Source organism: Actinokineospora lacus (genome assembly GCF_053813445.1).
The window spans coordinates 76,819-101,900 of the sequence record NZ_JBQERA010000014.1 but is presented as its reverse complement, the minus strand read 5'-3'; the positions used below and the strand labels follow the sequence as shown (position 1 = coordinate 101,900).

At 70.2% G+C, this 25,082-nt stretch carries 31 protein-coding genes; 5 read left to right on the top strand and 26 right to left on the bottom strand.

Features of this window, described 5'->3' with window-relative positions:
* Positions 1-422 precede the first annotated feature (422 nt).
* Positions 423-584, bottom strand: coding sequence for a hypothetical protein (locus tag ACTG9Q_RS28380; protein ID WP_455575987.1), 162 nt, complete (start codon positions 582-584; stop codon positions 423-425).
* Between the two features lie 311 nt (positions 585-895).
* On the opposite strand from ACTG9Q_RS28380, the gene ACTG9Q_RS28375 reads away from it, so the two are divergent.
* Positions 896-1,444, top strand: a complete 549-nt coding sequence (locus ACTG9Q_RS28375; protein ID WP_455575986.1) for a hypothetical protein — start codon at positions 896-898, stop codon at positions 1,442-1,444.
* A 623-nt stretch (positions 1,445-2,067) separates the two neighbouring features.
* Here the strand turns inward: ACTG9Q_RS28375 and ACTG9Q_RS28370 are convergent.
* The 9 genes from ACTG9Q_RS28370 to ACTG9Q_RS28330 all read right to left on the bottom strand — a co-directional run bounded on the left by ACTG9Q_RS28370 (position 2,068) and on the right by ACTG9Q_RS28330 (position 8,006).
* Positions 2,068-2,367, bottom strand: a complete 300-nt coding sequence (locus ACTG9Q_RS28370) for a hypothetical protein (protein WP_455575985.1) — start codon at positions 2,365-2,367, stop codon at positions 2,068-2,070.
* Complete coding sequence (locus ACTG9Q_RS28365; protein ID WP_455575984.1) at positions 2,352-2,783, bottom strand: hypothetical protein; 432 nt, start codon at positions 2,781-2,783, stop codon at positions 2,352-2,354. The genes ACTG9Q_RS28370 and ACTG9Q_RS28365 overlap by 16 nt, the downstream gene beginning before the upstream one ends.
* Positions 2,780-3,214 (bottom strand): hypothetical protein, encoded by a 435-nt coding sequence (locus ACTG9Q_RS28360; RefSeq protein ID WP_455575983.1) that lies wholly within the window; start codon positions 3,212-3,214, stop codon positions 2,780-2,782. The genes ACTG9Q_RS28365 and ACTG9Q_RS28360 overlap by 4 nt, the downstream gene beginning before the upstream one ends.
* The gene (locus tag ACTG9Q_RS28355) at positions 3,211-3,378 is read right to left on the bottom strand and encodes a hypothetical protein (protein ID WP_455575982.1); all 168 of its coding nucleotides are present in this window, start codon (positions 3,376-3,378) and stop codon (positions 3,211-3,213) included. The genes ACTG9Q_RS28360 and ACTG9Q_RS28355 overlap by 4 nt, the downstream gene beginning before the upstream one ends.
* 26 nt (positions 3,379-3,404) lie before the next feature.
* On the bottom strand, positions 3,405-4,241 hold the full coding sequence (locus tag ACTG9Q_RS28350) for a hypothetical protein (protein ID WP_455575981.1): 837 nt from the start codon (positions 4,239-4,241) through the stop codon (positions 3,405-3,407).
* A 74-nt stretch (positions 4,242-4,315) separates the two neighbouring features.
* Positions 4,316-4,573, bottom strand: a complete 258-nt coding sequence (locus ACTG9Q_RS28345; RefSeq protein ID WP_455575980.1) for a hypothetical protein — start codon at positions 4,571-4,573, stop codon at positions 4,316-4,318.
* An 80-nt stretch (positions 4,574-4,653) separates the two neighbouring features.
* Entirely contained in the window at positions 4,654-6,447 is a 1,794-nt protein-coding gene (locus tag ACTG9Q_RS28340; RefSeq protein WP_455575979.1) for a hypothetical protein, read from the bottom strand.
* 49 nt (positions 6,448-6,496) lie between these two features.
* Entirely contained in the window at positions 6,497-7,747 is a 1,251-nt protein-coding gene (locus tag ACTG9Q_RS28335) for an AAA family ATPase (RefSeq protein ID WP_455575978.1), read from the bottom strand.
* Positions 7,748-7,799: 52 nt separating this feature from the next.
* The gene (locus ACTG9Q_RS28330; protein ID WP_455575977.1) at positions 7,800-8,006 is read right to left on the bottom strand and encodes a hypothetical protein; all 207 of its coding nucleotides are present in this window, start codon (positions 8,004-8,006) and stop codon (positions 7,800-7,802) included.
* A gap of 831 nt (positions 8,007-8,837) precedes the next feature.
* Between ACTG9Q_RS28330 and ACTG9Q_RS28325 the strand changes: the two genes are divergently transcribed.
* Positions 8,838-9,341, top strand: coding sequence for a winged helix-turn-helix transcriptional regulator (locus ACTG9Q_RS28325; protein WP_455575976.1), 504 nt, complete (start codon positions 8,838-8,840; stop codon positions 9,339-9,341).
* A 32-nt stretch (positions 9,342-9,373) separates the two neighbouring features.
* Here the strand turns inward: ACTG9Q_RS28325 and ACTG9Q_RS28320 are convergent, their stop codons facing one another.
* The 13 genes from ACTG9Q_RS28320 to ACTG9Q_RS28260 all read right to left on the bottom strand — a co-directional run bounded on the left by ACTG9Q_RS28320 (position 9,374) and on the right by ACTG9Q_RS28260 (position 21,273).
* The gene (locus tag ACTG9Q_RS28320) at positions 9,374-12,436 is read right to left on the bottom strand and encodes a BTAD domain-containing putative transcriptional regulator (protein ID WP_455575975.1); all 3,063 of its coding nucleotides are present in this window, start codon (positions 12,434-12,436) and stop codon (positions 9,374-9,376) included.
* Between the two features lie 196 nt (positions 12,437-12,632).
* Entirely contained in the window at positions 12,633-13,058 is a 426-nt protein-coding gene (locus ACTG9Q_RS28315; RefSeq protein WP_455575974.1) for a hypothetical protein, read from the bottom strand.
* A gap of 52 nt (positions 13,059-13,110) precedes the next feature.
* Positions 13,111-13,602 carry a pilus assembly protein TadG-related protein gene (locus tag ACTG9Q_RS28310; RefSeq protein ID WP_455575973.1) on the bottom strand — a complete coding sequence of 164 codons (492 nt, stop codon included), beginning with the start codon at positions 13,600-13,602 and terminating at the stop codon, positions 13,111-13,113.
* Positions 13,599-14,006, bottom strand: coding sequence for a pilus assembly protein TadE (locus ACTG9Q_RS28305; RefSeq protein ID WP_455575972.1), 408 nt, complete (start codon positions 14,004-14,006; stop codon positions 13,599-13,601). Before ACTG9Q_RS28305 ends, ACTG9Q_RS28310 begins: the two co-directional genes overlap by 4 nt.
* A gap of 123 nt (positions 14,007-14,129) precedes the next feature.
* Positions 14,130-14,579 (bottom strand): TadE/TadG family type IV pilus assembly protein, encoded by a 450-nt coding sequence (locus ACTG9Q_RS28300; protein ID WP_455575971.1) that lies wholly within the window; start codon positions 14,577-14,579, stop codon positions 14,130-14,132.
* Positions 14,580-14,584: 5 nt separating this feature from the next.
* Positions 14,585-14,773, bottom strand: coding sequence for a hypothetical protein (locus tag ACTG9Q_RS28295; protein ID WP_054044579.1), 189 nt, complete (start codon positions 14,771-14,773; stop codon positions 14,585-14,587).
* 62 nt (positions 14,774-14,835) lie between these two features.
* A complete protein-coding gene (locus ACTG9Q_RS28290) occupies positions 14,836-15,729 on the bottom strand; it encodes a type II secretion system F family protein (protein ID WP_455575970.1) in 894 nt (297 codons plus the stop codon).
* Positions 15,730-15,734: 5 nt separating this feature from the next.
* Positions 15,735-16,658 (bottom strand): type II secretion system F family protein, encoded by a 924-nt coding sequence (locus ACTG9Q_RS28285; protein WP_455575969.1) that lies wholly within the window; start codon positions 16,656-16,658, stop codon positions 15,735-15,737.
* Entirely contained in the window at positions 16,646-18,019 is a 1,374-nt protein-coding gene (locus ACTG9Q_RS28280) for a CpaF family protein (protein ID WP_455575968.1), read from the bottom strand. Before ACTG9Q_RS28280 ends, ACTG9Q_RS28285 begins: the two co-directional genes overlap by 13 nt.
* A gap of 104 nt (positions 18,020-18,123) precedes the next feature.
* Positions 18,124-19,026 (bottom strand): MinD/ParA family ATP-binding protein, encoded by a 903-nt coding sequence (locus tag ACTG9Q_RS28275; RefSeq protein ID WP_455575967.1) that lies wholly within the window; start codon positions 19,024-19,026, stop codon positions 18,124-18,126.
* A complete protein-coding gene (locus tag ACTG9Q_RS28270) occupies positions 19,026-19,736 on the bottom strand; it encodes an SAF domain-containing protein (RefSeq protein WP_455575966.1) in 711 nt (236 codons plus the stop codon). Before ACTG9Q_RS28270 ends, ACTG9Q_RS28275 begins: the two co-directional genes overlap by 1 nt.
* A 125-nt stretch (positions 19,737-19,861) precedes the next feature.
* Positions 19,862-20,878, bottom strand: a complete 1,017-nt coding sequence (locus ACTG9Q_RS28265) for a hypothetical protein (RefSeq protein ID WP_455576066.1) — start codon at positions 20,876-20,878, stop codon at positions 19,862-19,864.
* A 2-nt stretch (positions 20,879-20,880) separates the two neighbouring features.
* Positions 20,881-21,273, bottom strand: coding sequence for a hypothetical protein (locus ACTG9Q_RS28260; protein ID WP_455575965.1), 393 nt, complete (start codon positions 21,271-21,273; stop codon positions 20,881-20,883).
* A 459-nt stretch (positions 21,274-21,732) separates the two neighbouring features.
* Here ACTG9Q_RS28260 and ACTG9Q_RS28255 point away from each other — a divergent pair, with 459 nt between their 5' ends.
* Positions 21,733-22,374, top strand: a complete 642-nt coding sequence (locus ACTG9Q_RS28255) for a prepilin peptidase (protein WP_455575964.1) — start codon at positions 21,733-21,735, stop codon at positions 22,372-22,374.
* Positions 22,375-22,399: 25 nt separating this feature from the next.
* Here ACTG9Q_RS28255 and ACTG9Q_RS28250 read toward each other — a convergent pair whose 3' ends face one another.
* Both ACTG9Q_RS28250 and ACTG9Q_RS28245 read right to left on the bottom strand, forming a co-directional pair.
* Entirely contained in the window at positions 22,400-22,723 is a 324-nt protein-coding gene (locus tag ACTG9Q_RS28250; protein ID WP_455575963.1) for an NUDIX domain-containing protein, read from the bottom strand.
* Positions 22,724-22,748: 25 nt separating this feature from the next.
* A complete protein-coding gene (locus tag ACTG9Q_RS28245; RefSeq protein WP_455575962.1) occupies positions 22,749-22,976 on the bottom strand; it encodes a hypothetical protein in 228 nt (75 codons plus the stop codon).
* Positions 22,977-23,378: 402 nt separating this feature from the next.
* Between ACTG9Q_RS28245 and ACTG9Q_RS28240 the strand changes: the two genes are divergently transcribed.
* Both ACTG9Q_RS28240 and ACTG9Q_RS28235 read left to right on the top strand, forming a co-directional pair.
* A complete protein-coding gene (locus ACTG9Q_RS28240; protein WP_455575961.1) occupies positions 23,379-24,125 on the top strand; it encodes a DddA-like double-stranded DNA deaminase toxin in 747 nt (248 codons plus the stop codon).
* The gene (locus ACTG9Q_RS28235; protein WP_455575960.1) at positions 24,122-24,574 is read left to right on the top strand and encodes an Imm1 family immunity protein; all 453 of its coding nucleotides are present in this window, start codon (positions 24,122-24,124) and stop codon (positions 24,572-24,574) included. The genes ACTG9Q_RS28240 and ACTG9Q_RS28235 overlap by 4 nt, the downstream gene beginning before the upstream one ends.
* Before the next feature lie 191 nt (positions 24,575-24,765).
* Here ACTG9Q_RS28235 and ACTG9Q_RS28230 read toward each other — a convergent pair whose 3' ends face one another.
* The gene (locus tag ACTG9Q_RS28230; protein ID WP_455575959.1) at positions 24,766-24,963 is read right to left on the bottom strand and encodes a hypothetical protein; all 198 of its coding nucleotides are present in this window, start codon (positions 24,961-24,963) and stop codon (positions 24,766-24,768) included.
* Positions 24,964-25,082 lie beyond the last annotated feature (119 nt).

Sequence of the window (25,082 nt, the reverse complement as noted above, 5' to 3'; positions counted from 1 at the left end):
TGGTTGTCGCCCGGCCTGCTCGGGTGGGAGTGGGCGGATGACGAGGTCGCCGTCGTGGAGATCGGCGGGTGGTTGGTCGGCGAGCCAGGTCCCGGCGAACAAGGCGACCTGTCCGGCGGTGTCGGAGTCGACCTCGCCGAGGATGTCCACGGCGAGCACGAGCATCGCCCAGGCGTTGCCCGGGACGCGCATCGGCGTGGGGCCCAGCGACGGCACGCGCACGGTCGCGTCGGCGGGGCAGCCCTTCCCGCCGCAACAACGCCGTCTCCTCGTCGGCTTGTGGCGGCGTGAGACACGTGGCGGGGGTCGTCGGGTGGCAGGGCGGTGTTCGGCGCGGCAGCGGCGTGCTGGTGGGGCGGAACGGCATCGGATTCGGCGGTCATGGCGGTGCCCTTCGAGTCGGGGTGGTCGAGTGGTGGGTGTCACCGGCGCAGGAAGTTCACGCGCTCGCCGCCGAGCAACGGCTTGTCCTTCGGACCGGCGTGGACTCGTCGATCCGTCCAAGGAGCGAGTCCGAGCTGCGGGAGCCGCAATCCCGCCGCGGCCGGGCGCGCGGATGTGGCGAGTTCGTTCAGGTCGAGCATTCGGTCAACCATCCTTGGTTCCAACGGTTGTGGTCGGTCGACGTGTATGGACGCTTCGTGCGCGCGGAGGTGTCAACGCCCATGGGTGGTACGGGCGCGAAGTGGACCGGTTTGTACTAACGACGTAACGCGATGCGGGCGTATGTCCACAGGAGATAAGGGTTTTTCGATGTACCACTTGACTTCATGCGCCGAAGGAAGCGTCCATAGTCGTGCGGCCCGACACACCCACCGGATGCGCACCGGGGGCTGCACCCGCTCCGGCCGGGGTATGACCACCCAATCTGAAACGACACCGCTGCGAGGTAGTCATGTCCACCAACCGCACCCTTCGAGCCGTCCCCGCATCGGCGACCGACCCGGCGAAGCCGCGCACGGAGACCGAGGAGAAGCTGTGGCAGGCACTCAGGAACAACCCCGGCAGCACCGCCACCGCCCTGTCCACCGCCGCCGGGATCGGCAAGTCGACCGCACCCAAGATCCTCACTCGCTGGGAGAAGGACGGCCTCGTTACCCGCACCTCCGGGATCGCCGACGGCGGTTCCCGCCCCGCTGACCGCTGGTCCATCACCACGGACGACCAGCCCACGGACGACCAGCCGACCGACGTCGATCCGGGGAAGCAGTCGGAGAAGTCTCAGCGGTTGGCACCGGGAGCGTTGCGCGGCATAGTCGAGGACTACCTGCGGGACAACTCGGGTGAGTTCGGTCCGAACGCGATCGGCAAGGCGTTGAATCGATCCTCTGGTGCGGTACACAACGCTTTGGAGAAGCTGGTCGAGAGCGGCTACGCCGTGCGAACCAGTGACAAGCCGAAGAAGTACTCCCTCGCCGCGACGACTGTCGCGCCTACGGAGTAGCCGTACCCGTTGCCGGACGGTCATGTCGTCACGTGCCTCCAACGGTTCATCGTTGGGGGCACGACGACGTCCGGGGACTTTACGTTCCTACTTAAGGGTGTCCGGGGTTGTATGTCGCCCACGGTGTGCAGGAACTTCCGTCGGGTGGACCGTATCCGGGGGCCTGTCGTGGATGTCGTGATGATGTAGATCGTTGGACTGCTTGGTAGTTCGATGACGCCGAAGAAGCCGATGGCACGTCGCGTGGAGCGATCGTTCGACGGCTATCAGGCGAACAGGTGCGCCTACTTCCGCCGAGAACTTCGTCCCGGTTCGGGCCGCAGCGAATATGGAGCCCCTCGGGGGGCACCACGCGGATGTCCAGCACGAGAACGCGTTTCCGTAGCCCGTCAAAGGAACTGAACCTCAGCCGGCGAGTCCAGCCTCTTCTTCTGGCGCTTCTTGGGGCCGGGGGCCTTCGACAGAGGCGGCCAGGACGGCGGCGACCCGTGATTGTGGCCGGTCGATGTGGGCGCGGCGGCGTTGGTCTGTGCTGGCTATGAAAGGCCGACCAGCGACCCGTAGGGGTCGCTGGTGGGTGGGGCGTGCGGTAGCCGCCCCGTCGGGTTTGGCGAGCGGTTCGGCTAGGAGGGGGCGTCCCACTGTTGGGTGGTGGGGTTCCACGTCGCCTCGGTGAGAAGCCGGTGGAGGTCGGGTAGGCCGGGGCCGATCATCCAGCCGAGGCGTTCGCAGTCGGTCTCGCCGGGCCAGCGGCCGGACCAGGTGTCCTTGCCGCAGTCGTGGTTGCGGTCGCAGCTCAGGCGTTGAAGCCCGGTGTGCAGGCACACGGCCACGTCGCAGCCCTCGACGTGTGGCTGGCCGATGGCGACTTCGCAGTCCGGGCAATGCGGCCGGGGTGCGGTGAGGTCTAGGAGGTCGGGCATGTGTTGTCGTGCTTTTCGGTCTGGTCCTGGGTGGGTCCGGGCTGGGTGTGCCCGGTCGCGGCGGGTCGTTGTGGCGGGTGGTCGACTCGCGGCATCGCGTAGCTCCAAATGCGGCCGGTGATCACCCACGCGCGCCCTCGGTCGAAGGTGTAGATCCAGTCGGTGCTGCGGCTGTCCGGCCAGGGCCACGGCCAGCCGTCGCGGGGATGGTGGTTTTGTCCGAGGCTCTGTTCGGTGAACGCGTCGAGCAGGGCGAGTACGGCGTCGGCGAACGTGGTCGGGTCCGTGGCTTCCAGCATGAGTCGGCCGGAGTCGAGGCTCCGCAGGGTTTCGGGGTCGGCGTCGCCGTGGAGGGCTCCGAGCCAGCGGGCGCGGCGTCCGGTTTCGTCGTAGAAGTCGGCGGTCGTGGGGATCATCGGCCGGGTTCGCGTTCGACGTCGGCGGGGTGTGGGAAGTAGCAGTTCTCGTCGCATTCCTGCGCACCTCGGCTGATGATGAAGGGGCAGTCCTCGCGGTGGGCTTTGGTGAAGGTGACGCTGCCGTCGGGGTGTTCGATGATGTGCAGCGCACCGCCGTGGGTGTAGGCCCAGGTGATCTCGTCGGGGGCGATGCGGTGTTCGGCGTCGTAGCCGTAGCTGGTCGCCAGTAGCGCGCTGATCGCGCCGTGCAGGTGCGGTGAGATGGTGCGTGTGGTCGGCGGGGCGGCGAGGATCGTGGCGGCGCGCTGCAGGAGGCGTTCGGTGACGGGGCTGAGGAACCGGGCGGGGTCGTCGATGTCGGGTCCTGGCCTCGGGGTGTCGTGCCACCAGTCGCTGGGTGCGTCGGCGGCAAGGCTGGTCCACGTCATCTGGTCGTTGAGAACCTCGGCGACGGCGCGGCTCGTGTGAGGTACTGGCCTCGTTCGACGTGGGCTCGGACGGTGCGTCCGGCGACCTCGACGGTGCGGGTGTGGTGGTAGCGGTGCGGGCTGGTTCCGGTGGTCTCGTCTCGTTCGGTCATCGTGGTGGTCATCTCGGAGTCCTTCCGGGTGGTCGATGTCAGCGAAGGGCGAGTTCGGTGCGCAGGTCGGCCAGCAGGCGGTTGTCACGGGCACATCGCCACAGGTGCCAGCCGTTGGCAGTGAAGTCGCAGAGTTGGGTGGCGAGGGCGTTGACGGTGGACACGGCGAACTCGTCGGGTCCGTGGTGGAGAACCCCGCCTGCCTTGACGGTGGCGGTGTGCCCGTCGAGTACGACCTGCTCGCCCTCGGCGAGCAGTCCGGCTTCGAGCAGCTCGGCGAGGCCGTCGGGTGCGCGGCGAGGCGCCGCGGCCTCGGGCTCGGGCTCGCCGGCGAGCCCGAGGCCGCGTGAGAGCCAGTTGGGCATGGCAGCGGCGATCGGCCCGGTCAGCGTCGCCCGCTGGGCGTCGTTGAGGGCGGCGTCGGCGAGGTAGCGCATGTTCGTGAGCACCGCCATGGCGACCTCGTGCGGCCAGCGCGCGTCCACCGCCTCCCACGTGCCCACGGTGCGCCACTCGCCCTGCATCGCGGCGAGGACCTCGACATCGGTCAGGGCGGGGTCGGTGGTCGAGGCACGTGGGCGCACGACGACGTCCCCGGCGTGCAGGGTGGCGGGCGGCGGCTCGGGTAGCCACACCCCGGCGAGCAGGTCGGCGGTGTCGGTGTGCGCGGGGTCGGGTGCGGGCGTGTCCCTGGTGAAGCGGACCGGGGCTCCGGCGGCGTCGGTGGTCCGCACGGCGACCACGACGAGCCCCCATGCCCCGGCGGGCGGGCGCATCGGCACAGCGTGTGGAACTGCGGGGGCCAGCAGCACCGTCTCGGGCGGGAAAGTCGTGGGGGTGGCTGGTGTCGGCGTCGCGCCGTGGTGTGTGGTCACGGTGGCCTCCTGGTTCATCGGCGGGAGGGGTGAGGTCGTCGGGGCGGTCGGGCGGGCTTGGGCAGGCGTTGGGGTCATCGCGACCACCCGAGGGCATCGGCGGCGGACGCGGGGAGGTAGCCGAGCTGCTCACCGGTGCCGAGCCACACCACGGGCGGGTCGGTGGGCGGGGTGCCCTTGTCTTCGGCGTCGTCGGGGGTGCACACCACCCGCGCGAGGTGGTGTTCCATCGGGTAGCCGGGTTGGGCGGCGATCCGCAGGAGCGTGGTCGGGTCGTAGGTGGACAGGGCGGCGATCACGTCGCCCACGGTGGCGAGTCGGTTGTCGGTCATCGCGGGGTCACCTCGTGGTCGTGGGTTGGCGCGGGGTGGGTGGTCCGGGGCGGGGGTGCCTCGCCCCGGACCGGGTGGGGCTAGCGGGTGGTCGCGCGGAGGGCGGCGGTGGCGGCGTGCCCGATGGCGCGGGCGGTGGTGGCGGGATCGGTCAGCACGTGCACGGTGGACCCGGCCAGGGGGCTGTCGTGGGTGCTGGTGGTCAGCCACAGCACGGCGCACCCGGACGCGCGCAACTGGTCGAGTTTGCGCTGCCCGTCGATGCGGGGCTGGTGGCGGAAGTCGCCGTCGGAGACGATGACCAGCAGCCGCGCCGCGCCGGGGCGGGACAACCCGAGGGCACCGTCGAGGGCGTCCAACGCGACCGGGATGTCCTCCCAGTTGTCGTTGGAGTCGAACTCGGTGACCTCGACGGGCGGGCGGCCGGGGTGGGTCAGCGGGCGCACGTGGTGGCCGAAGATCACGCTCGCGGTGTCGGTGGGCACCCTGGTGTGGCGGGCGGCGTTGGCCAGAATCCACGCCGTCGAGGCCACGTGCGCACACGCCCACTGCATCGACCCGGACACGTCGCACGCGATCCCGACCCGCAGCGGCGGGACGGTGACCGGGGTGCGGGTGGTGCGGGTGAACGGTTGCGCGGTCATCACCGCCCCGGCGGCACGTTGGGCTTCGGCGGCACGCACCCCGCGCATCCGCAACCGCCCCGGCGGGACCTCCGAGGTGGACTTCACCGCGACTCGTTCCCGCACCCCTGCGGTGTCCAACGCCCGCGCCAACACCCGCGCGGCGGTGCGCTCCTCCGGGGTGGGCGGGCGGGTGCCCGCCAGCCGGGTGTGACCGGTGCGCGGACCGCCGACGGCGAACACCTGCCGTGCCGCCTTCCGCGCCTCCTTGTCGGCGGCGTCGGAGGCCGCCTTCTCGGCGGCGGCGACGGCGGCGGGGTCCTCAGGTGCCTTCTCCCGCGCCACCGTTGCGGCCACCCCGTTGAGCACGGCGGCGATCGCGTCCGCCAACGGCGACGGGTCGGCGGGGGCGTTGGGTGTACCGGTGCCGGGGGTGCCACCGGACGGGTTGGGGGTTCCGGAGGGGTCGGGTGCCGCGCCGGGGTCCGGGTCGGTGGGGGTGTCGGGGTCGGTGCCGAGGATCTCGCACCATTGCCGCCCGAGGGCGATCATGGTCTCGCCGTCGTCGTCGGCGGTGCGCAACGCCGTGCGCCACACCGCCCGCAACTTGCCCAGCACCTCCGCCCCGAGCACGCCCTCGACCACGCGGGCGACAGGGGCGACCTCGGCGCGGCTGAGCACCCCGCCGTCCGCACGTCCCAGCAACAGCGCGGCGGTGTGCGCGGCGTGCGCGGGGGTCATTTGTGGGGCGGTGGCGGGGTCGGCGTACAGGTGCAGGTCGGCGGCGACGATGCCGCGCACGCATGCCCGCAACCAGCGCTGGTCGTCCGGGCGGCGGCGGACTTGGGCGGCTTCCATGCGGGGCTCTTCCAGCAGCATGGCGGCGGCGACCACGCCGGGCGGGGCGTCGTCCGGGGGTTCCCAGGCGGTGTGTTTGGCGTGTCCGCATTCGTGGGTGAGGGCACCCCATGCCGGGGCGTAGCGGGGGCGGTCGGACAGGTTCGCGGGGTCCACGGTGGCGGGGTCCACGCCGAGGTGGTCGCCGTCGACCTCGATCAGCGCGCGGGCGGGGTAGAAACACGCCGGGGCACCCCCGCCCGCGCCGGGGGCGACGGTGACCAGGAGGTCGTCGCGGTCGGCGATGATCGGGACCTCGTCGGCGAAGGCGGCGGACAGGGTCAGCCATTCCGGGCGGGCGGGGAACACGGCGGCACCGGTGGCGGTCGGGTCGGCGGTGAAGTGGGTGCTCACGGTTACGGGTCCTTTCGCGACGGTCGCGGTTCGCGCGCGGTGAATTGGGTCAGGGCTTGGTGGTGGTGATGCGGGTACCGAGGGCGAGCGGGGTGACGGTGCGCCCGAACGCGTCGCGCACGACGGCGGCGACGGTGGCGCGGTCCTCTTCCGGTGCGATGCCCACGAGGTTCCCGGCGGCGGCGTCGGTGCCCAACACGGCGGCGATCTTCTTGAACGCCAACAACTCGCGCAGTTGGGGTGCCCACCCGACCTCGCCGCGTTCCTGCCGGGTGGCGAGGTTGCGCGCCACGCGCACCGCCTTGCGGTCCACGCCCAACTGGTCGGCGAGGTCGTAGTCGCTGGACACCTGGACCTGCACGGAGAACCGGGACGACAGGGCGTCGGTGAGCACCGCTCCGTGCACGCCGGGGTTGTGTCCGGCGACCACGTAGAACCCCGGCGCGGCGTCCACGACCTCGCCGCCGTTGGCCTTGATGATGATTTGGCGGCGTCCGTCCATCGCGGGGTAGACCACGGCGAGCACGGTCGGCGGGATCAGGGTGGCGTCGTCGATGAACAGCGGCACGCCCTCGCGCATGGCGCGGATCAGCGGACCGTGGACGAACACGAACTCGCCGTCCGGGGTTTTGGTGTAGTCGCCCACGAAGTCGGCGACCACGGTGTCCCCGTCGCCCTGAACCGTGACGCAGTCCGGGAACGCCGCCTCCACCACCGAGGTCTTGCCCGTGCCGGGCGGTCCGTACAGCAGTGCGGAGACCCCGGCGTCGCGCAACCGTCGCAGCGCGGTCACGTCCGGCAACGAGGTCCCCGCCACGAGGCGGGGGTGGTAGTCCATCCCGTTGGGGCGTTTCACCGGACCGGTGACCACCACCGCCGACCCGGCGGTGGACCTGCCCGCACCGGACTTGGTGGGCGCGGTCGCGGCGGTCGGGGTGCGGGTGGTCGGTTTCGGGGTCTTCGGGCGGGGTGTGCGTGGTGGGGCGGGGGTGATCGTGGGCGCGGCGGCGGACGCCGTGGTCGCGGTCGCCCGGTAGGTCAGCGGGGTGGTTGAGGCGATCTCGGCTTCCCCCCGGTCGGCGAGCACTTTGCAGGCGTTGCCGACCGCCCCGGAGGACCGGTTCAGCCTGTGCGCGATGTTGCGGGGCGTGAGGTCGGTGCCCGTGTTGTCGGCGAGGACTTTGGCGACCATCGCGCGTAGTTCACCGGCGCGCAACCGCGACACCGACCCACTCGCCGCAGTGGTGGGCGCGGCGGCGGATGCCGGGGCGGACGTGGCAGGCGGGGTGGGCGTGGTCATCGTCGGGTGCTCCTGTTCTGGGGTCGGATCAGGTCGGGGGGTGCGGGCGTTGTCAGGTGGTGTCGTTGTCGTGCCGCGCCTTGTGGCGTGCGGTGGCGTCGTCCGAGTTGCGCTGGTGGATCACCGCGACGGCGCGGGCGACCTCCTCGTCGGGGCACACCTCCGACCAGCCGCACAAACACACCGCAAAGGTCGATGGGTCGCCGTCATCGAACGTTTCCACATCGGCGTCACACTCAACGATTTCAGCGGCATTCATGTGGTGTCACTCCCCACCTGTCGGACATGGCTCACGCCGGGCGTGGTATTCGGCGTATTTTCCGGATTCCCCCGGTGGCAATTCAATTATGACTCTACGCCGCGCGTCACGCAATAGGTTTGACAGCCCTTTTCAAGACTCTTTGCGGACCGTCATCTCGTCACCGTTTCCGCGTCAATCAATCGACGCGCGTCCACCATTTCAATCGACATGCAACAGCATTTCCACAGGTCAGCGGTGGAGCGAAATACGCAACATGACATCCACGAGGAATGATTCATCCCGAATAGATACCCAAAGAACAAATAATGGGAGGTAATAAAAGAATGGAACAGGGTGAAACAAAGAGGATGGAGTGGATGACACCACAGGAGTCGAGACGAGCAGCGCCGACCACGAGCCCGCCCCCGATGTGTTCACCGGCTTGTGGCCAAGCGAGTCTGGGATACCAGCGGATCCCCCTACAGGCACTCTGACCGGCGTCTTCGCCGACCGGAGGGGGTGGCGCTCTAACAGGATCCCCAACCTGATCCCCAATGTGATCCCCTGTATGAACCCCCGACGGAAGTGACCGTACGCGCTGTCGATCTCCAATTCCGATACTCAGAGTGATATTTTGGGCCTGGGCTGCGTAGGAATACGGTGGGCGACTTCGGCCGTTTGGCGTAACGTGGAAGGCTCGACATCCATCTCCAGGGAGGCGCGGGGTGCGGGAGCGGTCGCGCTGATCAGGCATGATCGCTGTACCGGCAGGGTCGGGGAAGGCGCTGCCACGGGACGCGACGAGCGGGCGCGCAGTGGGGGCCCGGTCAGTGCACACGGGGAGGCGCGGTGACGGAGCGAGACGACAGGGTCCTTCGTGGGCTGTATGACCTGAAGAACCTTTTCGGGGACAAGTGGGTGCCCGCCATCTTGGTGGCACTCCGGGACGGCCCGCTGCGTCGGGTGGAGATTCTTTCCACGGTCAACTCGTATTCCATCGACGAGAATTGGACGGACAAACACGCTGTACTGCACGATAGCATTCTGGCGCGCACATTGAAAAAGATGCGCGAACAGGGGCTCATCGTCCGCGAGAGTTGTGATAAGTCTTTTCCGCCGGAAGTCGTGTACTCGTTGATCCCGGCGGTCGCCGAGGTGTTGACGCTGGCCGAGCCTCTGATCGAGTGGACTCGTGCCCATCTGGAATTGCTCTCTCAGGCGCAGGCGCACAGCCGTCGCAGTGGTGCGGGAGCGGCCATTCTCGATGATGTCGTGGATCTTGGCTCCCCGGCCGGTGACGGCCGGTTCCACTCCTCCGGGCGTCGCCCTCGTGCCGGTGGCGGCGTCGGGTGACCCGACGCCGCGCACGAGGGTGCCTGCGGGGTTCATCCGGCTCGGCTGCGCCCGCGGTCGGCTCGCCCCGGCTCGCCGGGCGCGTCGTGGCGGCGACGTAGCCGGTCGGCCAGGTCGACGGCCTGGTGCGTGGGCCGATCGTCGACCTCGGCGAGCCGCGTGGTCAGCAGGGTCAGGGTGCGCGGGATGGCGTCGAGCTGTCCGAGGCGTTCCTGCAGTCGCATGATGTCGCGGTAGATCAGCTCGTTGTGCGGGTCGAACGCGCGCGCGATCTCGAGCAGGTCCAGCGTCTGTTGTGGGTCTTCCTCGACCAGGGCGCGGGCCAGGGCGGCGACGGCGTCGATGGCGTCGCGGCGGATGGCCTCGCGGGCGGTCTCGATCCAGTCGGTGGAAAGCCCGTCGGCCAGAGGGCCGGTGTAGCTGTCGACGATCCGCCGGTACGCCTGGACCCGATCGGCGTCGGTGACGGCGGCGCGGCGGGTGGCCACGGCAGCAGCGAAGTGGTGGTAGTCGACCTCCACCAGGTCGGGGTCCAGCCGGTAGCGGCCCTCACCGACCACCACGAGGTCGCACAACACGTTGCCGGTTGCGGCGGCCAAGGCGCGGCGCAGACGCGAGAGCGAGGTGTTCATCGCGTTGGTGGTTCTCTCCGGCGGGCTCGTGGCCCACAGGGCGGCGATGAGCGCCTCACGGCTGGCGCCGTCGGGGTGCAGCGCCAGGAAGACCAGCAGTTCGCGCAGGCGTGGCTGCAACGCCGAGGTGATCTCGTGTTCGGCGGCCTCGCCGTCGAATGTTGCCAGCGTGGGATGCCACCACACCCGCGGCGGCCCGAGCACGCTGACGCGCAACGGCGCGGACGACGCCTCGCGCGGCTCGGCGGGGCCTTGTGGTTCGCTCTCCGCCAGCCAGCCATGCCGATGGTCTTCACCCGCATTCTGGGTTGCTTGGTCGGCGTCGGGGCGACCAGGCTGGACGGGACGCACCCGAAGACCGGGTGACGTCGCGGGCGCAGGCTCCGGCCCAAGGATCTCCAGCTCACCGTCGCCTCGCCGGTCCTCATCGCTTAGGGCTGCCAACAGCTCCAAGTCCGTGTCGGCGACCGGCGCCTGGGTCGTGCCCTCGGCAACCGCGTCCTCGTGACCGTCAACGGCCGTGCCGCGATCCGCGACGATGCCCGCGGGCCCGACGACGATGGGAACGCAGTCGCCTACGACGTGAGGACGCGGCACGACAGCCGGATGCTCGGGCTCGTCGCCGGGGTCGGCGTGACGCAGCAGGTCCAGCAGATCAGCGAGGTGGTCGTCGCCCAGTCGGAACACACGCGCGCCGCGCAGCGGCTCGCCGAGGCCGGGGCTGGTGGTGGAGATGGTGCCGTCGTCGCGGACGTAGGCGGTCACCCCGGCGCTCCACTGGCCCAGCAGCAGCCCGGTCACGCCGACGGTCGAACCGTTGTCCAACACCGCCTGCAGCCTGCGGGCCTGGCGGCCGGGTGCGCGCGCCGCCAGCACAACCGGCTCCCACGGTTGGCCAGTAGGCGGGAGCTGACCGACGCGCACCAGGGTCTCGGATTCCAGCATGTCCAGCGCGGCGTCGAGATCGGCTGCCACCCGCACACCCGCCGGAAGGGGTGCCTGCGCCACGCGCCTGCCGAACAGCGCCGCGAGGTCCTCGGCCGGCACGATGACCGTGGCCGACCTGTGCGTGGTGGTGAAGGCCGCGCTGAGGATGGTCACGAGCAGCGCACGGACCGCTGCGGGGGCGCCCGCGCCGAGCAGGCCCAGGCCGTGCGCGGTGGCCAGGTCCACGGCGATCTCGCGGCCGTCCCGCACACCGACCGGCAGGATCGGCGCCTGGTCGTTGGGGACGTCGTCGGCGTCGGTATGGGTGCCGAGTACGAGTGGCGGTGCCGGTGCGCGTGGTGGGCGCTCGCCCGGCCGGTCGAGGTCCACCTCGTCGCCGCCGGTGTCGTCGTGGTCGGCGCGCAGATGTGCCAGCCGCAGTTGGTAGACGACCGGGGCGACGGGTAGGTCGCTGCGGTCGCCGCTACCGGGGCGGTAACGGCGTCGGTTCCGCCGCCGGGCCGCGAGCAAGGCGGCGCTGACCGCTGCGGCCAGGCCGAGGCCGACGAACAGGTCCTCGCCCCAGCTGAACCCCGGCTCGTCCACCGCGTCGGTGCTCGGCGGCGCCTGGGTCGCTGGCGGAGCCTGGGTGGTGCGAGGGGCTTCGGTGGTGGCGGGTGGCTGCGTTCTGGAGGGAGCCGGTGTCGTCGTGTTGCCGGGTGGCGGCTCGGCCGGAGGGGGCGGGGTTACTGGCGGTGGCGCCGGGGCGGTGGGTGGTGGGGAGCCAGCGTTGGCGTCCTCGGGCAGGGCCATCTCCTCGCCGGGGAAGATCAGGCCGGGGCGGGTGAAGGTGCCACCATTCGGTTGGGGTTTGCCCTTGTTGAGTGCGTAGATCTCTGGCCAGCGGTTGCCGTCACCAAGGGTGCGTTCGGACATCCGCCACAGCGAGTCGTACACGCCGGTGTCGGGGTTGTACGCAAGCACGACGGCGGATTTCGCGCGGCCGGGCTGCTCGACCATCCCGGCCGCCTCGTGGTGATACGGCGCGCTGTGGGCGATCGGTCGCACCACGGTGAACGTCGCTTGTTCGGCGGGCGTGGTCCAGGCGGGAGCCGTCGCCACCACGTCAACTGCGGCACCGCCCGCCGCGGATGGGCTCAGGGCGGGCAGGCCGGCGCGTTGACCGAGGATGGAGATCAGGACCGCGCCGACGAGGACGGCCGCGATCCGGTGCACCGGTCCGGTCCCTGAGAGGTCGGGCATCCGAGCGTCGCGGGCGATCTCGACCGCGCAGCGGGCTACGTCGAGGGTGAAGAAGGCCCACACAAGCCAGGTCAGGCAGGCGAGGAAGTCCAGCAGGAACGTGGTGGTCATCGGGCCGAGCAGGACACCCTGGACTTCCGCCCAGGAGGGCAGGTGGTCCGGCAAGGGCCAGCCGAGGAAGTGCGTCAACGCCCACGGCAACCCGGCCACCAGCGTGACCAGGACGGCAGCCGCCAGCAGCCCGCGCACCAGCCTCGCGAGGAATCCGAGCACCCGCCCGGCGCCCTGCCACATCCGGCCTCGCGTTCGCGGCGGCTGACGCGGTTTGTGGCGGGAGGGATGCGGTGATGCGGCCATGATGTGCTCGTTCCTCAGCAGACCTGGACGTGGTCGCTCGCCGCCCGCTTACCCGCCCGTGATGAGTCGGAGGCGTGGGCGAATCCCGTGGGCGGCGCGAGCGCGGGCACGGTCAGCTCGCGTGGGCGACGAGCGGCTCGGGCTTGTCCGTCCCGGCAGCGGTCGAGCTCTCGCGGGAGTTGGACCTCTGCTCAGGTGCCGGTGTCCTCGGTCCGGAGATGGAGCGCGTATCCCCCGGCGCGCCGGTCGCGGTCGCGGCCTTCTTTCGCTTGCCGCGGCCAGGCTTGCGCCCGGCGAGCCAGCCGGTGAAGTCGGATGGCTTGAGGTCGGTGAACGCCGCCAGCTCGTCGACGTCGATGACGTCTTGGGCGTCGGCGACCACCTCGCCGAGTTCACGCTCTACCTCGGTGAGTTGGGCGAGGATCGCGGCTCGGCGCCCTGCGAGTTCGCCGACCTGCTGCGCGGCGGCGGCTCGGCGGGCGCTGCGGGCGGTGTCGGCCTTCTCGACGCGCTGGCGGATTTCCTCGGGTGTTGCCATGCTGCTTCCCCTTTCTCTGCGACGGGCGTGTTCACGACGGGCGAGGGTGTGGTCATGGGTCGATGGCGGTCACCCCGCGCTGTGGATGTGCGCTGCCCTGCCCGTGCACGTGAAGCGACCCGATGCCGACCAGCCCGAGCAACTGGGTGGTCTGCGAGGCGGTCACGGTGACCGTGACGGTGTCGCCGGAGACCGTCACCGTGCCGGAGGCGCCCTCAGCGGCCAAGTGCGCCTGGGCGTGGGCGACCGCCTGGGCGGGCACGAGCTGCAGGGTGCCGTTGCCGCGGTAGGCGGACAGGTCGATGGCCTGGGCGCCAGCGCGGGCGGCGGCCTCGGCCTGGCCGTTGGCCCGTACTTTTGCGGCCAGCGCGAGGCCACCGTCGAGGGTCAGACCGGCCAAGGCCAGGATGCCGACGGTCAGCGCCAGGACGAACGCGGTCGCCCGGCCCTCGTCGGCGCGCCACCACCGCAGGCGCGTGCGCCACCACGTCGACCACCAGGTCGACCATCGGCCTCGCCGGAAGTGTCGGCCTCGCCGGGTCATGGCTGGCTCCCGGTGTTCAGGGTCGAACGCCAGAGGTCCACGGGTTCGACCGAGGTGGCCGACAGGGTCTTGCCGCCGGGCACGCCGAGGACGAGCGCGTCGCCGAAGTCGACCGCGCAGGACACGGTCACGCTGACCGTGCCGCCAGGGCGCAGGCCGCCGGTCGAGGTGCTCACCGACAGGGACGCGCAGGCCACGCCCGCTGAGGACAGCGCGCTCGCGGCGGTCGATTGGGCCGCGGCGGTCGCGGCCGTCGGGGTGCGTTCGATGCTGGCGGCACGGGCCGCTTGGTGGGCGGCGTCGTCGATGCGGATCCGCGCGTCCACCCCCCGGTGTATGACCACGCCGACGAACACCAGCAGCATGACCAGGAACGGCGCGGCGATGGTGACTTCAGCGGCCACCGAGCCGTCATCTGCGCGCCACCAGGCCGCCCACCCCCGCTGACCGGGGCGCACGCGGCCGTGACGCCGCCCTGCGGGCGTGACGAGTGCACGGGACGTCGTCGTCTGCGATGGCATCGCGGCTCACCCGCCCGCCAGGTCGGGGACGAAACGTTCGACGGGCCCGACGGCCTCGGCGTGCACGGGCAGGCTCAGGAACGGCACGACCGAGGTCGCGGTCCCGCTGACCCGCACCGACGCCGAGGCCGCTGTCCGGTCGGAGGCGACGAAGGGGCCGGTGAGCGGGCCACTCGCGAGCTGGTCGAGCAGTTGCCGCGCGCTGGACGTGCCGTCCGCGGCGGTCCCGTTCTGGGACCGTGCGACCGCGAGCCCCTGCGAGGCGGCGGCTTGGGCGATGTGGGTGGCGTGTGACCAGAGCGCGAATTGCACGATGGCCAGCAGCATCAGCAACAGCAGTGGTGTGGCGATGACCAGTTCCGCGCTGACCGAGCCCCGATCACCGCGCAGCGCTTGACGGACCCGACGCCATCCGGCGCGAGTCGCTGGTGACCGCTTGCTGTGCTTGTGGCTCATGGGGATCACATGGTGATGCCGTTGGCCTTCTCGGTGACCTTCGCGATGACGATCGCGATCACCGCGAGCGCGGCAACCACGAGCAGCGCGGTCACCAGGACGGTTTCGGTCGAGTACCCGGCCTCCGGCTGCCGGCGCAGCTCCTCCCACCGTGCTTGTACCACTGTCCACAATGCCTCCACTTGTGTGCGCATCGTGTTGTCCTCCCTTGTCGTTCACGTTCGGTCGTTGTCCGCGCGAGATGTCACAACCCATGTCAGAGTCCATTGAGGACCTGCGTGAGCGCGGGGTAGGCGATGAAGGCCAGGAACCCGAGGAACAGCGCCATCACCGGCAGGCTCATGCGTTCGGTGGCGGCTTGGGCGTCGCCTTCGGCCTCGGTGATCTGGTGGGTGCGCAGTGCTCCGGCTTTGGCGGCCAGGCTCGTGCGGACCTTGGCGCCCTCGGTGCCGGCCAGGCTGACCGAGGCGGCGAGCTCGGCGAGTTCGGTCACGTCGAGTTCCTCGCCGAGCTGGCGCAGGGTCGCCCACGGGGTCGCGCGCGTGAGGCGGGCGGTGTCTATTGCGCGGCGGATCTGCTCGAACGCCCACCCTCGGCCGATGTTGACCGAGTCGCCCAGCGCGCTGTCGACCCCGGCTCCCCCGGCCAGGGTGATCCACACCAGGTCCAGGTAGGCCGAGAGCGCGTGGCGGAACCCGGTGCGCAGCTTCGCGGCTTCGGAGCGGGCTTGCAGGTCCGGCAGGACGAAGCCGACGGCCGCCAGAACAAGTCCGGCGATGATCGGAAACTCGAAGCCTGGGCCGAGCCCGGCCACGGCGAGGACCACAGTCAGCAGGACGGGCAGCAGCAGCCCGGCGACGGTGAGGGTGGCTTTCTCCGCCAGGTGGGTCGAGGTCGAGCGGCCGATGACCGCCAGATCCTTGGCCAGGCGCGGGCCAGGGAGCCCGAGCGCGCGCAACGGTGCGACGGCGGGGCGGCCGAGGCGGACGGCCCAGCCGGTGTCGTCGGTAGCGAGGATGGGTGGCGGAGCGGGTGGGGCAGTGGCGTGGGCCAGGACCGCGCCGAGGGCCGGTCGCGGTGGGAACAGGTAGACCGCCAAGGCCCACAGGCCGATCCCGGAACCGATTCCCAGGGCGATGTAGGTGATCATGGCGTTCACTCCTGCCTCGCGGTGACGAGACCCCGTGCCGGGCTGGTCGCCCAGTCGTGGTCGGCGGTGGAGAGGAAGCGGTCGGGCTGGGCAACGCGGGCAATGCGGTTCAGCCACGCGAACCCGGCGGCGAACAGCGCTCCGATGCCCAGCAACACGATCTGCCCGGCGGCGCTGTCGTAGGCGCCCATGTAGCTGCGGTTGAGCAGGACCACGGCGACGGCGAAGGCCAGGGTGGTGCCGACGATGACGCGCACCGAGGTGCGGGTGCGGGCACGTCCGGCCTCCACGCGCATCCGCATCGAGGCTTGCCCGCGGGCGGCGTCGGCCAGCGACCCGAGCAGTTCGGCGAGTTGGCGGGTCTGTTGTTCGGCAGCCAGCAGCAGGGCGGCGATCACCAGGTCGCCGACCGGATCGTCCAGGCGTTCGCCCAGGCGACGTAGGGCGGGCGCGAGTCGGTCGCCGTTCTCGATCCCGGCGGCGAGCTCGCCGACCTCGCCGCGGATGGCCGTCGGCGCCAGCGGCGCTGTAGCGAGGATGGCCTGCTCGAGACCGGCTGCGGCCGAGAGGGTGTCGCGGAGCATCTCGGTCCAGGTGGCGACGGCCTCGATGCGCGCCACGCGGCGGGCGTGCTCGGGGTCGCGGCCCAGCACCCTGGGCAGCGCCCAGGCGGCGAGGCTGGCCAGGACGGCGCCGACGACCCAGCCGGTGAGCAGACCGGTCACCACCCCGGCGGTCACGGCGAGCGCGATCCGCAGGCTGCGGTGCTGGTCGACGGTCCCGGCCGCGCGGTTCCGGGTGCGGCGTTGGCGCCGTGGGTCGGTTCCGCGCCAGCCGAGGACCACCAGCAGCAGACCGAGCCCGGTGCCCACGCCGAACAGCGCGGCAGCAGCGGTGGTGGGGCTGAGGGTGATGTTCACGGTCCCCACCAGCCCTCGGGGTTCTCCATCACGGCGGGGTCGAAGCCGACGTCGGCCAGGTCGTCGAGGGTGTCGCTGCGCAGTGCTCCGGCGACGGGGCGGGCGCGGCGGTCGGGTCCGGGGCGGTAGACCTCGTTGGAGATCACCTGCGGGCCGTCGGCGCCGACGACCTCGCGGATCGAGGACACGACTCGGGTTCGGCGGTCCTGTGCGCGGGCCAGGTGCACCACGAAGTGCACCGCGGAGGCGACCAGGAGGTTGGTGGCTTCCAGCGGTAGCCGCTCGACGCCCTGGGCGGCGTAGGAGGCCAGCCGGGTGAACGCGATCCGCGAGGACGAGGCGTGCAGGGTGGCCATCGAGCCGTCGTTGCCCTGCGACATCGCGTTACACATCGGGATGACCTCGGGGCCGCGGATCTCTCCGACGATCACCCGGTCCGGGCTCATCCGCAGACCCCACCGCACGAGTTCGGCCTGGCTGATGGCGCCCTCGCCCTCGACGTTGGGTTCGCGGGCCTGGAAGGCGGTCACGTCGGCGTGGATGTCCGGGTCGTGGTCCAAGCCGAGTTCGAAGGCGTCCTCGATGGTGACGATGCGCTCCAACGGGTCCATCTCGCTGGCCAGCGCACGCAGCAAGGTGGTCTTGCCCGCGCCGGTACCGCCGGTGATCAAGACGTTCTTGCGGGCCTTGACCAGCGCCCGCAAGAACGCCTCCAAGCCGGGATCGACGGTACCTCGGCGGCGCAGCTCCGGAAGCGTGACGGTGAGGTAGCCGTGGCGGCGGATCGACAACGCCGTCACGCCCCCGGCGGTCAAGCCCATCACCGCGAACAGCCGCTCCCCGCCGGGAAGCTGGAGGTTGACCGCCGGGGAGCCTTGGTCAAACCTCCGCTCCTGGCTGCTCGCGCGGGCGGCCAGCAGCCGCACCAGGTCGGTCAACTCCTCGTTCGAGCCCGCGATCGGGGCGACCGGGGCGCGGCGGCCGTCGTTGTACTGGACGAACACCCGGTCGAACCTGTTGGCGTTGATCGTCTCCACCATCGGGTCGTCCAGCAGCGGCTGGAGCCCGGCCATGCCGAACAGCTCGTTGACGACCTCCCCGACGACCCGCTGCTCGACCTCGCGGGGCAGCAGCTGCCGGCCCGCGGCCAGCTCGTTCTCGGTGTGCACGCGCAGCGCCTCGTCGAGGATGCCGCGTGCCAGCTCGCGCCGGGCCTCGCGGTTGGCCGTCGTCCCGGTGCGGTCCTGCTGATCGGCCACCCGCTGCGGAAGCTCGGCGTTCAACCGCTCCCGCAGATGCTGCCGCAGCCGCGTCGTGGCGGCCGACAAGTCAGCCGTGTCCTCGTCAGTGCCCCACCCCAGCGGCGGCACACCAGTATCTGTACCCGGTGCGGCGCTACCGAACGGAGCCGATCCGGGCTGCTGCTGGTGGGGGCGCAGAGGCACCGGCGCCGGGTACTGGTTGCTCGGGTACGTCACGACGCCTGCCCTCCCTGCCGGTCGCGGTGGGCGGTGGCGGGGCTCGGTGCGACGCGGACACCGTGGGACGAGACCGCGCCGGGCGGCACACCCGGAACCGAGCGCAGGACCGGCACCTGCGTCACCGGCTCAGCAGGCCGGAGCTGAGTTCGACTTGTTGCTGTGCGCTCGCGGGTGGCGAGTTCGGTGGCGATGCGGTGAGCGAAGCGGCCGAGCGCCGAATGCGCGAGGCCGCTGCGACCCCAGCGCAGCTTGTTCGGCCGACCGCACAGCACGGCCGCGCCGCTCGGGTCGTCGGGCACGCGTCCCAGCGGCGGCACGCCGAGTTCGTGGGCGACCTCGGCGGTGGAGTAGCCCTCGCCCACCAGCAGCAGCACGGGGTTGGGGCTCCAGCGGCCGACGGTGGGCAACCGGCGCGGCAGGTGTGCGAGGTCGTCGGCGTGCGCCCGCGACAGCAGCACGACCGCGTCGGAGGCGCGCACGATCGGCAGCGCGGGCGAGCCGGGGTCCACTCGCCCGCAGTCGACGATGACCACCGTGCCCGGCTGGTTGGCCGCCGCGCGCAGAACACCCAGGCCGCTTGTCGGGTCGGGAGCCAAGGCCGACAGCGCCGCGCGGGCCTGGTCGGCATCGGGTGGGGCGGCGATCACCGGCAGGCCGCCGGGAAGTTGCTGGGTGTGCCGCCACACCAGGTCGGTGTCGCCGCCACGGCGCGCGGCGGCGGCCAGGCTCACCAGGCCCGGTGTCGAGGTCAGCGAGAACCGCAGGCCGAGATCGCCACCGGAAGGGTCGGCCTCGACCACCAGTGCGCGTGCCGGAGCGGGCCAGCGGGCGGCCAAGGCCACGGCCAGCGTGGTGGCGCCCGGTGAGCCTTTCAGGGACAGGACCGAGATCAACATCAGCGACCCCCAGCAGAGAGCATCACGATCGACAACTGACCGGCCGGCACCGCGGCGACCTGGCGGGCGGCGGCCTCGGACAGCTGCACCGACACCACGGTGTTCTGGTCGTTCGCCGGGGTGGTCACGCTGGTCACCACCGCAGGCCAGACCGTGCCGCCATCGGCGGGCGGGCTGGTCGCGGTTCCTGCCTGGCCAGGCACGAACACCACCGACACCCGCGCTCCCGGACCGACCTCCGCAGGGAACTGGCCTGGTTTGAGCGCGAGGGCGGCGATGGCCTGCCCGCTCGTCGGGAGCGCGGCGCCGCCGACGGCGTCCGGGGTGAGCAGCGCCCCGGCCGACAAGCTGGTGGCCATCGGCCTACCAACCACGGCGGCCGCCTGATCCGCGCCGACGACCGCGACACCGGGGTCGACCGCGACGTTGACCTGCCGCAGGTCCTGCGTGGTCAGCACGTGCCCGACCGGCACGCCGCGGGCCAGCGCGAGCACGGCCTGCCGATCTCCCGAGTGCAGCGAGATCAGCACGAAGCCGCCCACGCAGGCCAGGACGAGCAGCACGCCGAGCAGCAGGTACGGCACGCTGCGGCGGCGTCCTGTGGTGCGCAACCGCGAGGCGGGAGGCTTCTTGCCGTCGTTGATCCAGGGGCTGTTGGCCGTGCTCATGGCTCGGTCGGTTTCGGGCCGGGTCGTGGTGTTGGTGCTCACGCCGGTACCTCCAAAAGGCATGGGGGTAGTGCGCCGCGTCGCCGGTGGGTTGTCAGCGAGCGGAACAGGTGGTCATCGCTTTGTGGGCCGGGAAGTGGCGCCTCGCCGGGAGGCCGTGGTGGGGGTCAGCCGCCACCGTTGTTGAGAGCCTGCGATTCCGCCACGCGGAAGGTCGCGTTGCCCGTCGTGGTCATGTCCGGGAACGTCCCGCCCTGGCCCGCACCGGACCAGGTCACCGTCCAGTACACGGTCGCCGTCACCGGGTATGCCTGCCCCGGTTGGCTCGCTGACGATCGGCGGTAGACGTGGCCGCAATCCGGCGACGGCGCTTTGGGATCTGCGCCTGCCTTGTAGGGCGTTCCGGCACCGGTGCAGGTGACGGTCGAGCCGTCGCCCATCGCCCACGTCACGGAGGTCGGCGTCGCGACTGCCGTCACCGACACGCCAGGAACCGCGGCGGTGGCCGAGACCGGTCCCCAGCCACCGGACAGCCACATCCAGGTCGGCAGGTTCACCAACTGGTCGCCAGCCGGGTTCGCCGCGATCGACGGCGAGGGCAGCCGGAGCTGCCTACGGGCCATCTGCGCAAGCTCGGCGGGCGAGGGCAACAAGGCCGCGCCGGGCTGCTGACCGTCGGCAATCCATACCGGTGGCCGGTAGAGCCCATCGGCGACGCCCTCGGTGGTGCATTTCCACACGTACCACGCGCCCGGCCCCTGACCAGGCTGCGCCGCTTGGGCACGAACCGCCGTCGGCCGGAACACCGCAGCGTGGACCACGCCGCCGTTGGTCGTCGGCGGCTTGTAGGAGGCGGTAACCACGCCACCGGCCGGCGGCTGATAGTCACTCTTCACATACGAGCAACTCGCCAGGTTCGAGTCACCGCCAACGATGGTGTCGCCAGGCTTGGTCGGCTTCCCGCTGCCGGGGTTGTTGCCGGTCCCAGGGCGGCCAGGATTGTTGCCGTGTCCAGGGTTGTCGGGCCGTCCGTTGTTACCGTTGCTGCCAGCTCCCAGCTCGCACGCCGGGGTGGGAACCTGACTGCAATTCGCACTCCCCCAGCCGCCATCTGCCAGAGCGGGAGCTGCGAGACCGAGCAGGCTTGCAGCGACGATTCCAGTAATGGTCGCAAAACGTCGCATGATCAACACGTCCCCACGTCGTGTACGCCGAAATCGGACACCTTCCAGGAGCCGTCGGACTGCTTCTCGACGATGGTGTTGATCGCCTGGCGTCCTCCCGGCTCTTTGTCAGCGAGTTGGCCGTTGTCCGCGCGGTACTTCAACCAATTCGTCGAGTCACCGCAGTCGGAAACAATGATCTTCTTCGGGTCATCGACCGGTTCCGCCGAGGACACGGTCGGGTTCAGCACCGGCTCACCCTTGGTAACCAGGCCGTTGTAATGATCGGCGTACAGGCCGCGCGACATGTTCGTCAGCGCCACGCCCGTCGCGTGCTGCCCCAGCTTCGCGGACTGCCAGTCGGATCTACGCCCGGCCTCGACAAAGTCCTGCCACATTCCCCGGTAGGCGGCCAAAGCATCGTTCTTCGCCTTATCCGCTGCGGAGGCCGTAGCACTCGGACTCGACGGCGCCGAAGGTACCTGCTCAGGACTCGACGTCCCGGAAGGCGGGTCCTCCGGACTACCGGAGCTACAAGCCGCGAGAACCGCGCAGGCCACAGCACTGATGACCACGCGACCACCCCCGAAGCGAAACGTCCCCCATGCCACAGGTGCACCCCCACACTTCCGTAATGATCGTCTTGTGTCTCATGACACTTAACACGTCTACACCACGGAAGACCACCGACTGCAAAGTCGGAATGCACTGACTTTGAAGTTGGTATGGCATCTACTTGCTAAGATTCACTCGATCGGTCTACTTCGCTCACCCTGCGGGTTGCTGTGAGGTATCACTTAGGGCGAAGGGTGCGGCGCCTTGGGGGCGAAAGCTGTGTTGATATTGCCACGACCGGTGATAAGCGGTGAGGGCACTTGACCTCACCGACATTGATCATTTCCTGGACCGGACTCGGCCTGCTGTCCGGAGTTGTGTTCGGTTTGCTGACGCGAAAGCTGCTGCGGACGAAGCCATTCAGTCGCTGGAACTGGACGGGGTCAGCAGCGCTCACCGGGCTGCTGTTCACGACGCTGGCCTGGCGGCTGGACTGGAGCCTCGCCTTGCTGGCATACAGCTACCTAGCAGCCGTGCTGGTACCGCTCGCGATGGTCGATTTGGCCGAGCAGCGCCTTCCCGGAGCGGTAGTGCTTCCCAGCTACCTCGTCCTCGCCGCCGCCTTCGGCGCGGATGCTGTGCTCGAGTCGAGCTACGACCAGCTGCTGCGGTCTGTGACCGGCATGGTCGTCCTCGCCGCGGCTTACCTCGGCCTCGCACTCACGGTCGGCGGACTCGGTGCCGGTGACGTCAAGCTTGCCGGTCTCCTAGGGCTCGCGCTTGGTTGGTGGAGCTGGACGGCGCTGTTCACCGGAACATTTCTCGGTTGGCTGCTCGCAGCGATCGTTCGGGTTGCGCTCAGAGCGACCGGACATGTCGAACGTGACGACCCGATGCCGCTCGGCCCCTTCCTTGCATTGGGCGCCGTGGCGACCGTCGTGTTGACTGCGACCGGCTCTTAGCATGAGCGTGCTGGTGCTGACCGAGTTACTCCGAGTAGTCCGTGACGCCCGTCGCGAGAGCGTCATAGGCGCGAGCTGGGCGCTGTGCCATGTCGGGCCGCAGCATGGTCTTGGCCTCGGCGAGTTCGACGAAGGCGAACTCGCCGATCTCCGGATCGCAGATCTGGATGGCCTCCACTCGCGCGGGAGGCAACATCCCGCCGTCGAAAATGAACACCAGCTGGTCGTCCCACGGTCCGTATGGTCCGACCCAGTCGAGCACCAGGACGCGGCCAGCTGTGATGGTGAGGCCGAGTTCCTCGTTCAGCTCGCGGGCGCATGCCACTCGCGGCTGTTTGTCGCTCTCCATGCCGCCGGGGAGATCCCAGTTGTCCTTATAGTGGGTTCACCAACAGAACACGCCCGGCTTCGTCCCGGATCAGCAGGTCGGCGGCTACACGCTTGCGCGCCTGCTTGGCGTTGCCCTCCGCGAGGTAGGCAAAGCGCGCCCCGTCGCCGGTCATACCGGCCACGACGACACCTTCCCCGGAGGCGGCCGAAAGGCCAGCCAGAGCGGCGAGGAACAACGAGACCTGGCTCGACTTCGGTGCCAGGCTCAGCACGCCACCGAAAGCTCGAAGCTGATGGAGCAACGAGGCGGTCGTACACAGGCTTCGTGGTCGATCGCTGCCGCTTCGTCGACCCGGCCCGCGCGCACCAGGACGTTGGCGAGCGTGAGTTGGGCAAAAGTGCGGCTTCGAACGCGGCATTCATGTCCTCACCTGGGCGGCCACGCTCGGCTTCCGCGCCCGGCCGCCGAAGTACCCGCTCCGGCACGAAACCCCATGGCCAGCACCGGTCAGGCTGGCACCGCAGCTGGTGCGCTAGTGCAAGATCACCGGCCCAACCTCGACTACCAGTCTTCTCGCCGGCTCAGCCTTGGTGTGTTGATCCGATCGGGTGGACCTGCCCGCGGGTGTCTCGATGTCCGGGCAGGGCCGGTGAGGCACAGCCAGGATGGGCCGGTGTCCATCGCCGAGGTCGCCACCGCGATCCGGGCCGGGCTAGCCCGGCTCGCGACCGGCCGAGCCGCGCTACTGGCCGCAGCGACCGCCTTCGACGAGGCCCGAACCCTCATCGAACAGGCCACCGCAGGCAGCGCCCGTCCCGAACCAGGCACAGCGATCGCAGCGCTCACCGATGCCCTGCACGGGCTCGGCCAGGCCGTCGCCCAGCACGACGCCGCCACCCACCAGTTCACCGTCTATGTGAACTCGATCGCCGCCGACGCGCACACCGCGCCTCCGCCGCCCATGTCACGCCCCTCCGGCCCCCGACCGGGCCCCACCCCGCCTGTGGGAGCCCAACCCGCCCACCGCGTGGAGCAGTTGCGCGCCGAGCTGCCGCCCCCGCTCGAAGGCGCAGGCACCGGCCGCAAGACCCACGGCCGCTGGTTCGTGGGAGACCGCCCCGCCCAAACCCTGATCAGCGGAGAAGACGACACCGCCCGCCTGGCCGCGAGCTACCTGGCCCGCGTCGGGGCACAACACGCCTCCATCCGAGCACACGCGGAGATCAAACTGGCCGCGCTCATCCGACAACGATGGGAGGCCACCGGACTCACCGCCCACGCCACCATCGTGATCAACAACCGATTGTGCTCGGGCAGCACATCCTGCCCGGTCTTCCTACCCTGGCTACTGCCTCCCGGCTGCTCCCTTACCGTCATCACACCCACCGAACGCCACACCTTCACCGGAGACCCGACGTGACCACCCTGGCCTTCTGGCACTCCCCCGACCAACACAACGAACTGCTGGCCACCACCCCCGCCGAGATCGACGCCGCCCTGGCCCTGGTCAACAGACTCAGCACCGACTACGGCAACGTCACCACCATCACCCGCCACGGCGACGTGGGACCGGCCCTCTACGTCGGACTCAACGGCGACGTGGGCGCCCTGCAGTACACCCACGCCAACGAAGCCTTCTTCAGCCAGGGCAACACCCGCCACGGAGGCACCTGCCTCGAATACGACTGGCAGTGGAACATCTTCCACTACCCCCCCGACGCCGAAATCCCGCTCACCGACATCCGAACCGCCGTGCACCAGTTCGCCGAGACCGGCACCAAGCCGACCTCAGTCCGCTGGCAGGAATGGGAACCACCGATCGAACCCGGCGGCACGCCCCTCGCCTATGACGACCCCGCTTGGGGATGAGGACACGCTCAGTGCGCCGCAATGGTCGAAGGCTACGGCATCGGCTTGAAAGCTGAGGACGACGCAATGGTGGGAGCACCAGCAGCGGGTGAGCGGTCCTGGCTTCAGCCGGTCGACCGCCCACCCACCACACACTCATAACATGAGTCGGCCTCCGGCACGGAGCCTGCGCCGAGGGCCGAGTTGTTTATTCAGGCGACAGGCTTGGTGATCTTGTCCGCCTTGATGAGGCCCACAAACTGCGGGAAGCCCACCACCTCAAGGTCAACGGCGTTGGCATCCTTGGTGTCGTGGAGTCCGCCAAGGTCGTTGCGGACGTTGAAGCACGAGCTGCTGTTGGTGCTGACGCTCGGCTTCCTATAGCTGCGTCGTGACGGTAACGCGTTCATCGGATCATCTCCTCGATCTGCTCTGCTTCGCGGGCGATGAGCCGCGCCGACTCCTGTTGACTCATCGCTTCGCGAAGCATCATCTGGGCCGCATCGGCGTAAAGGCCCACATCCTTCAG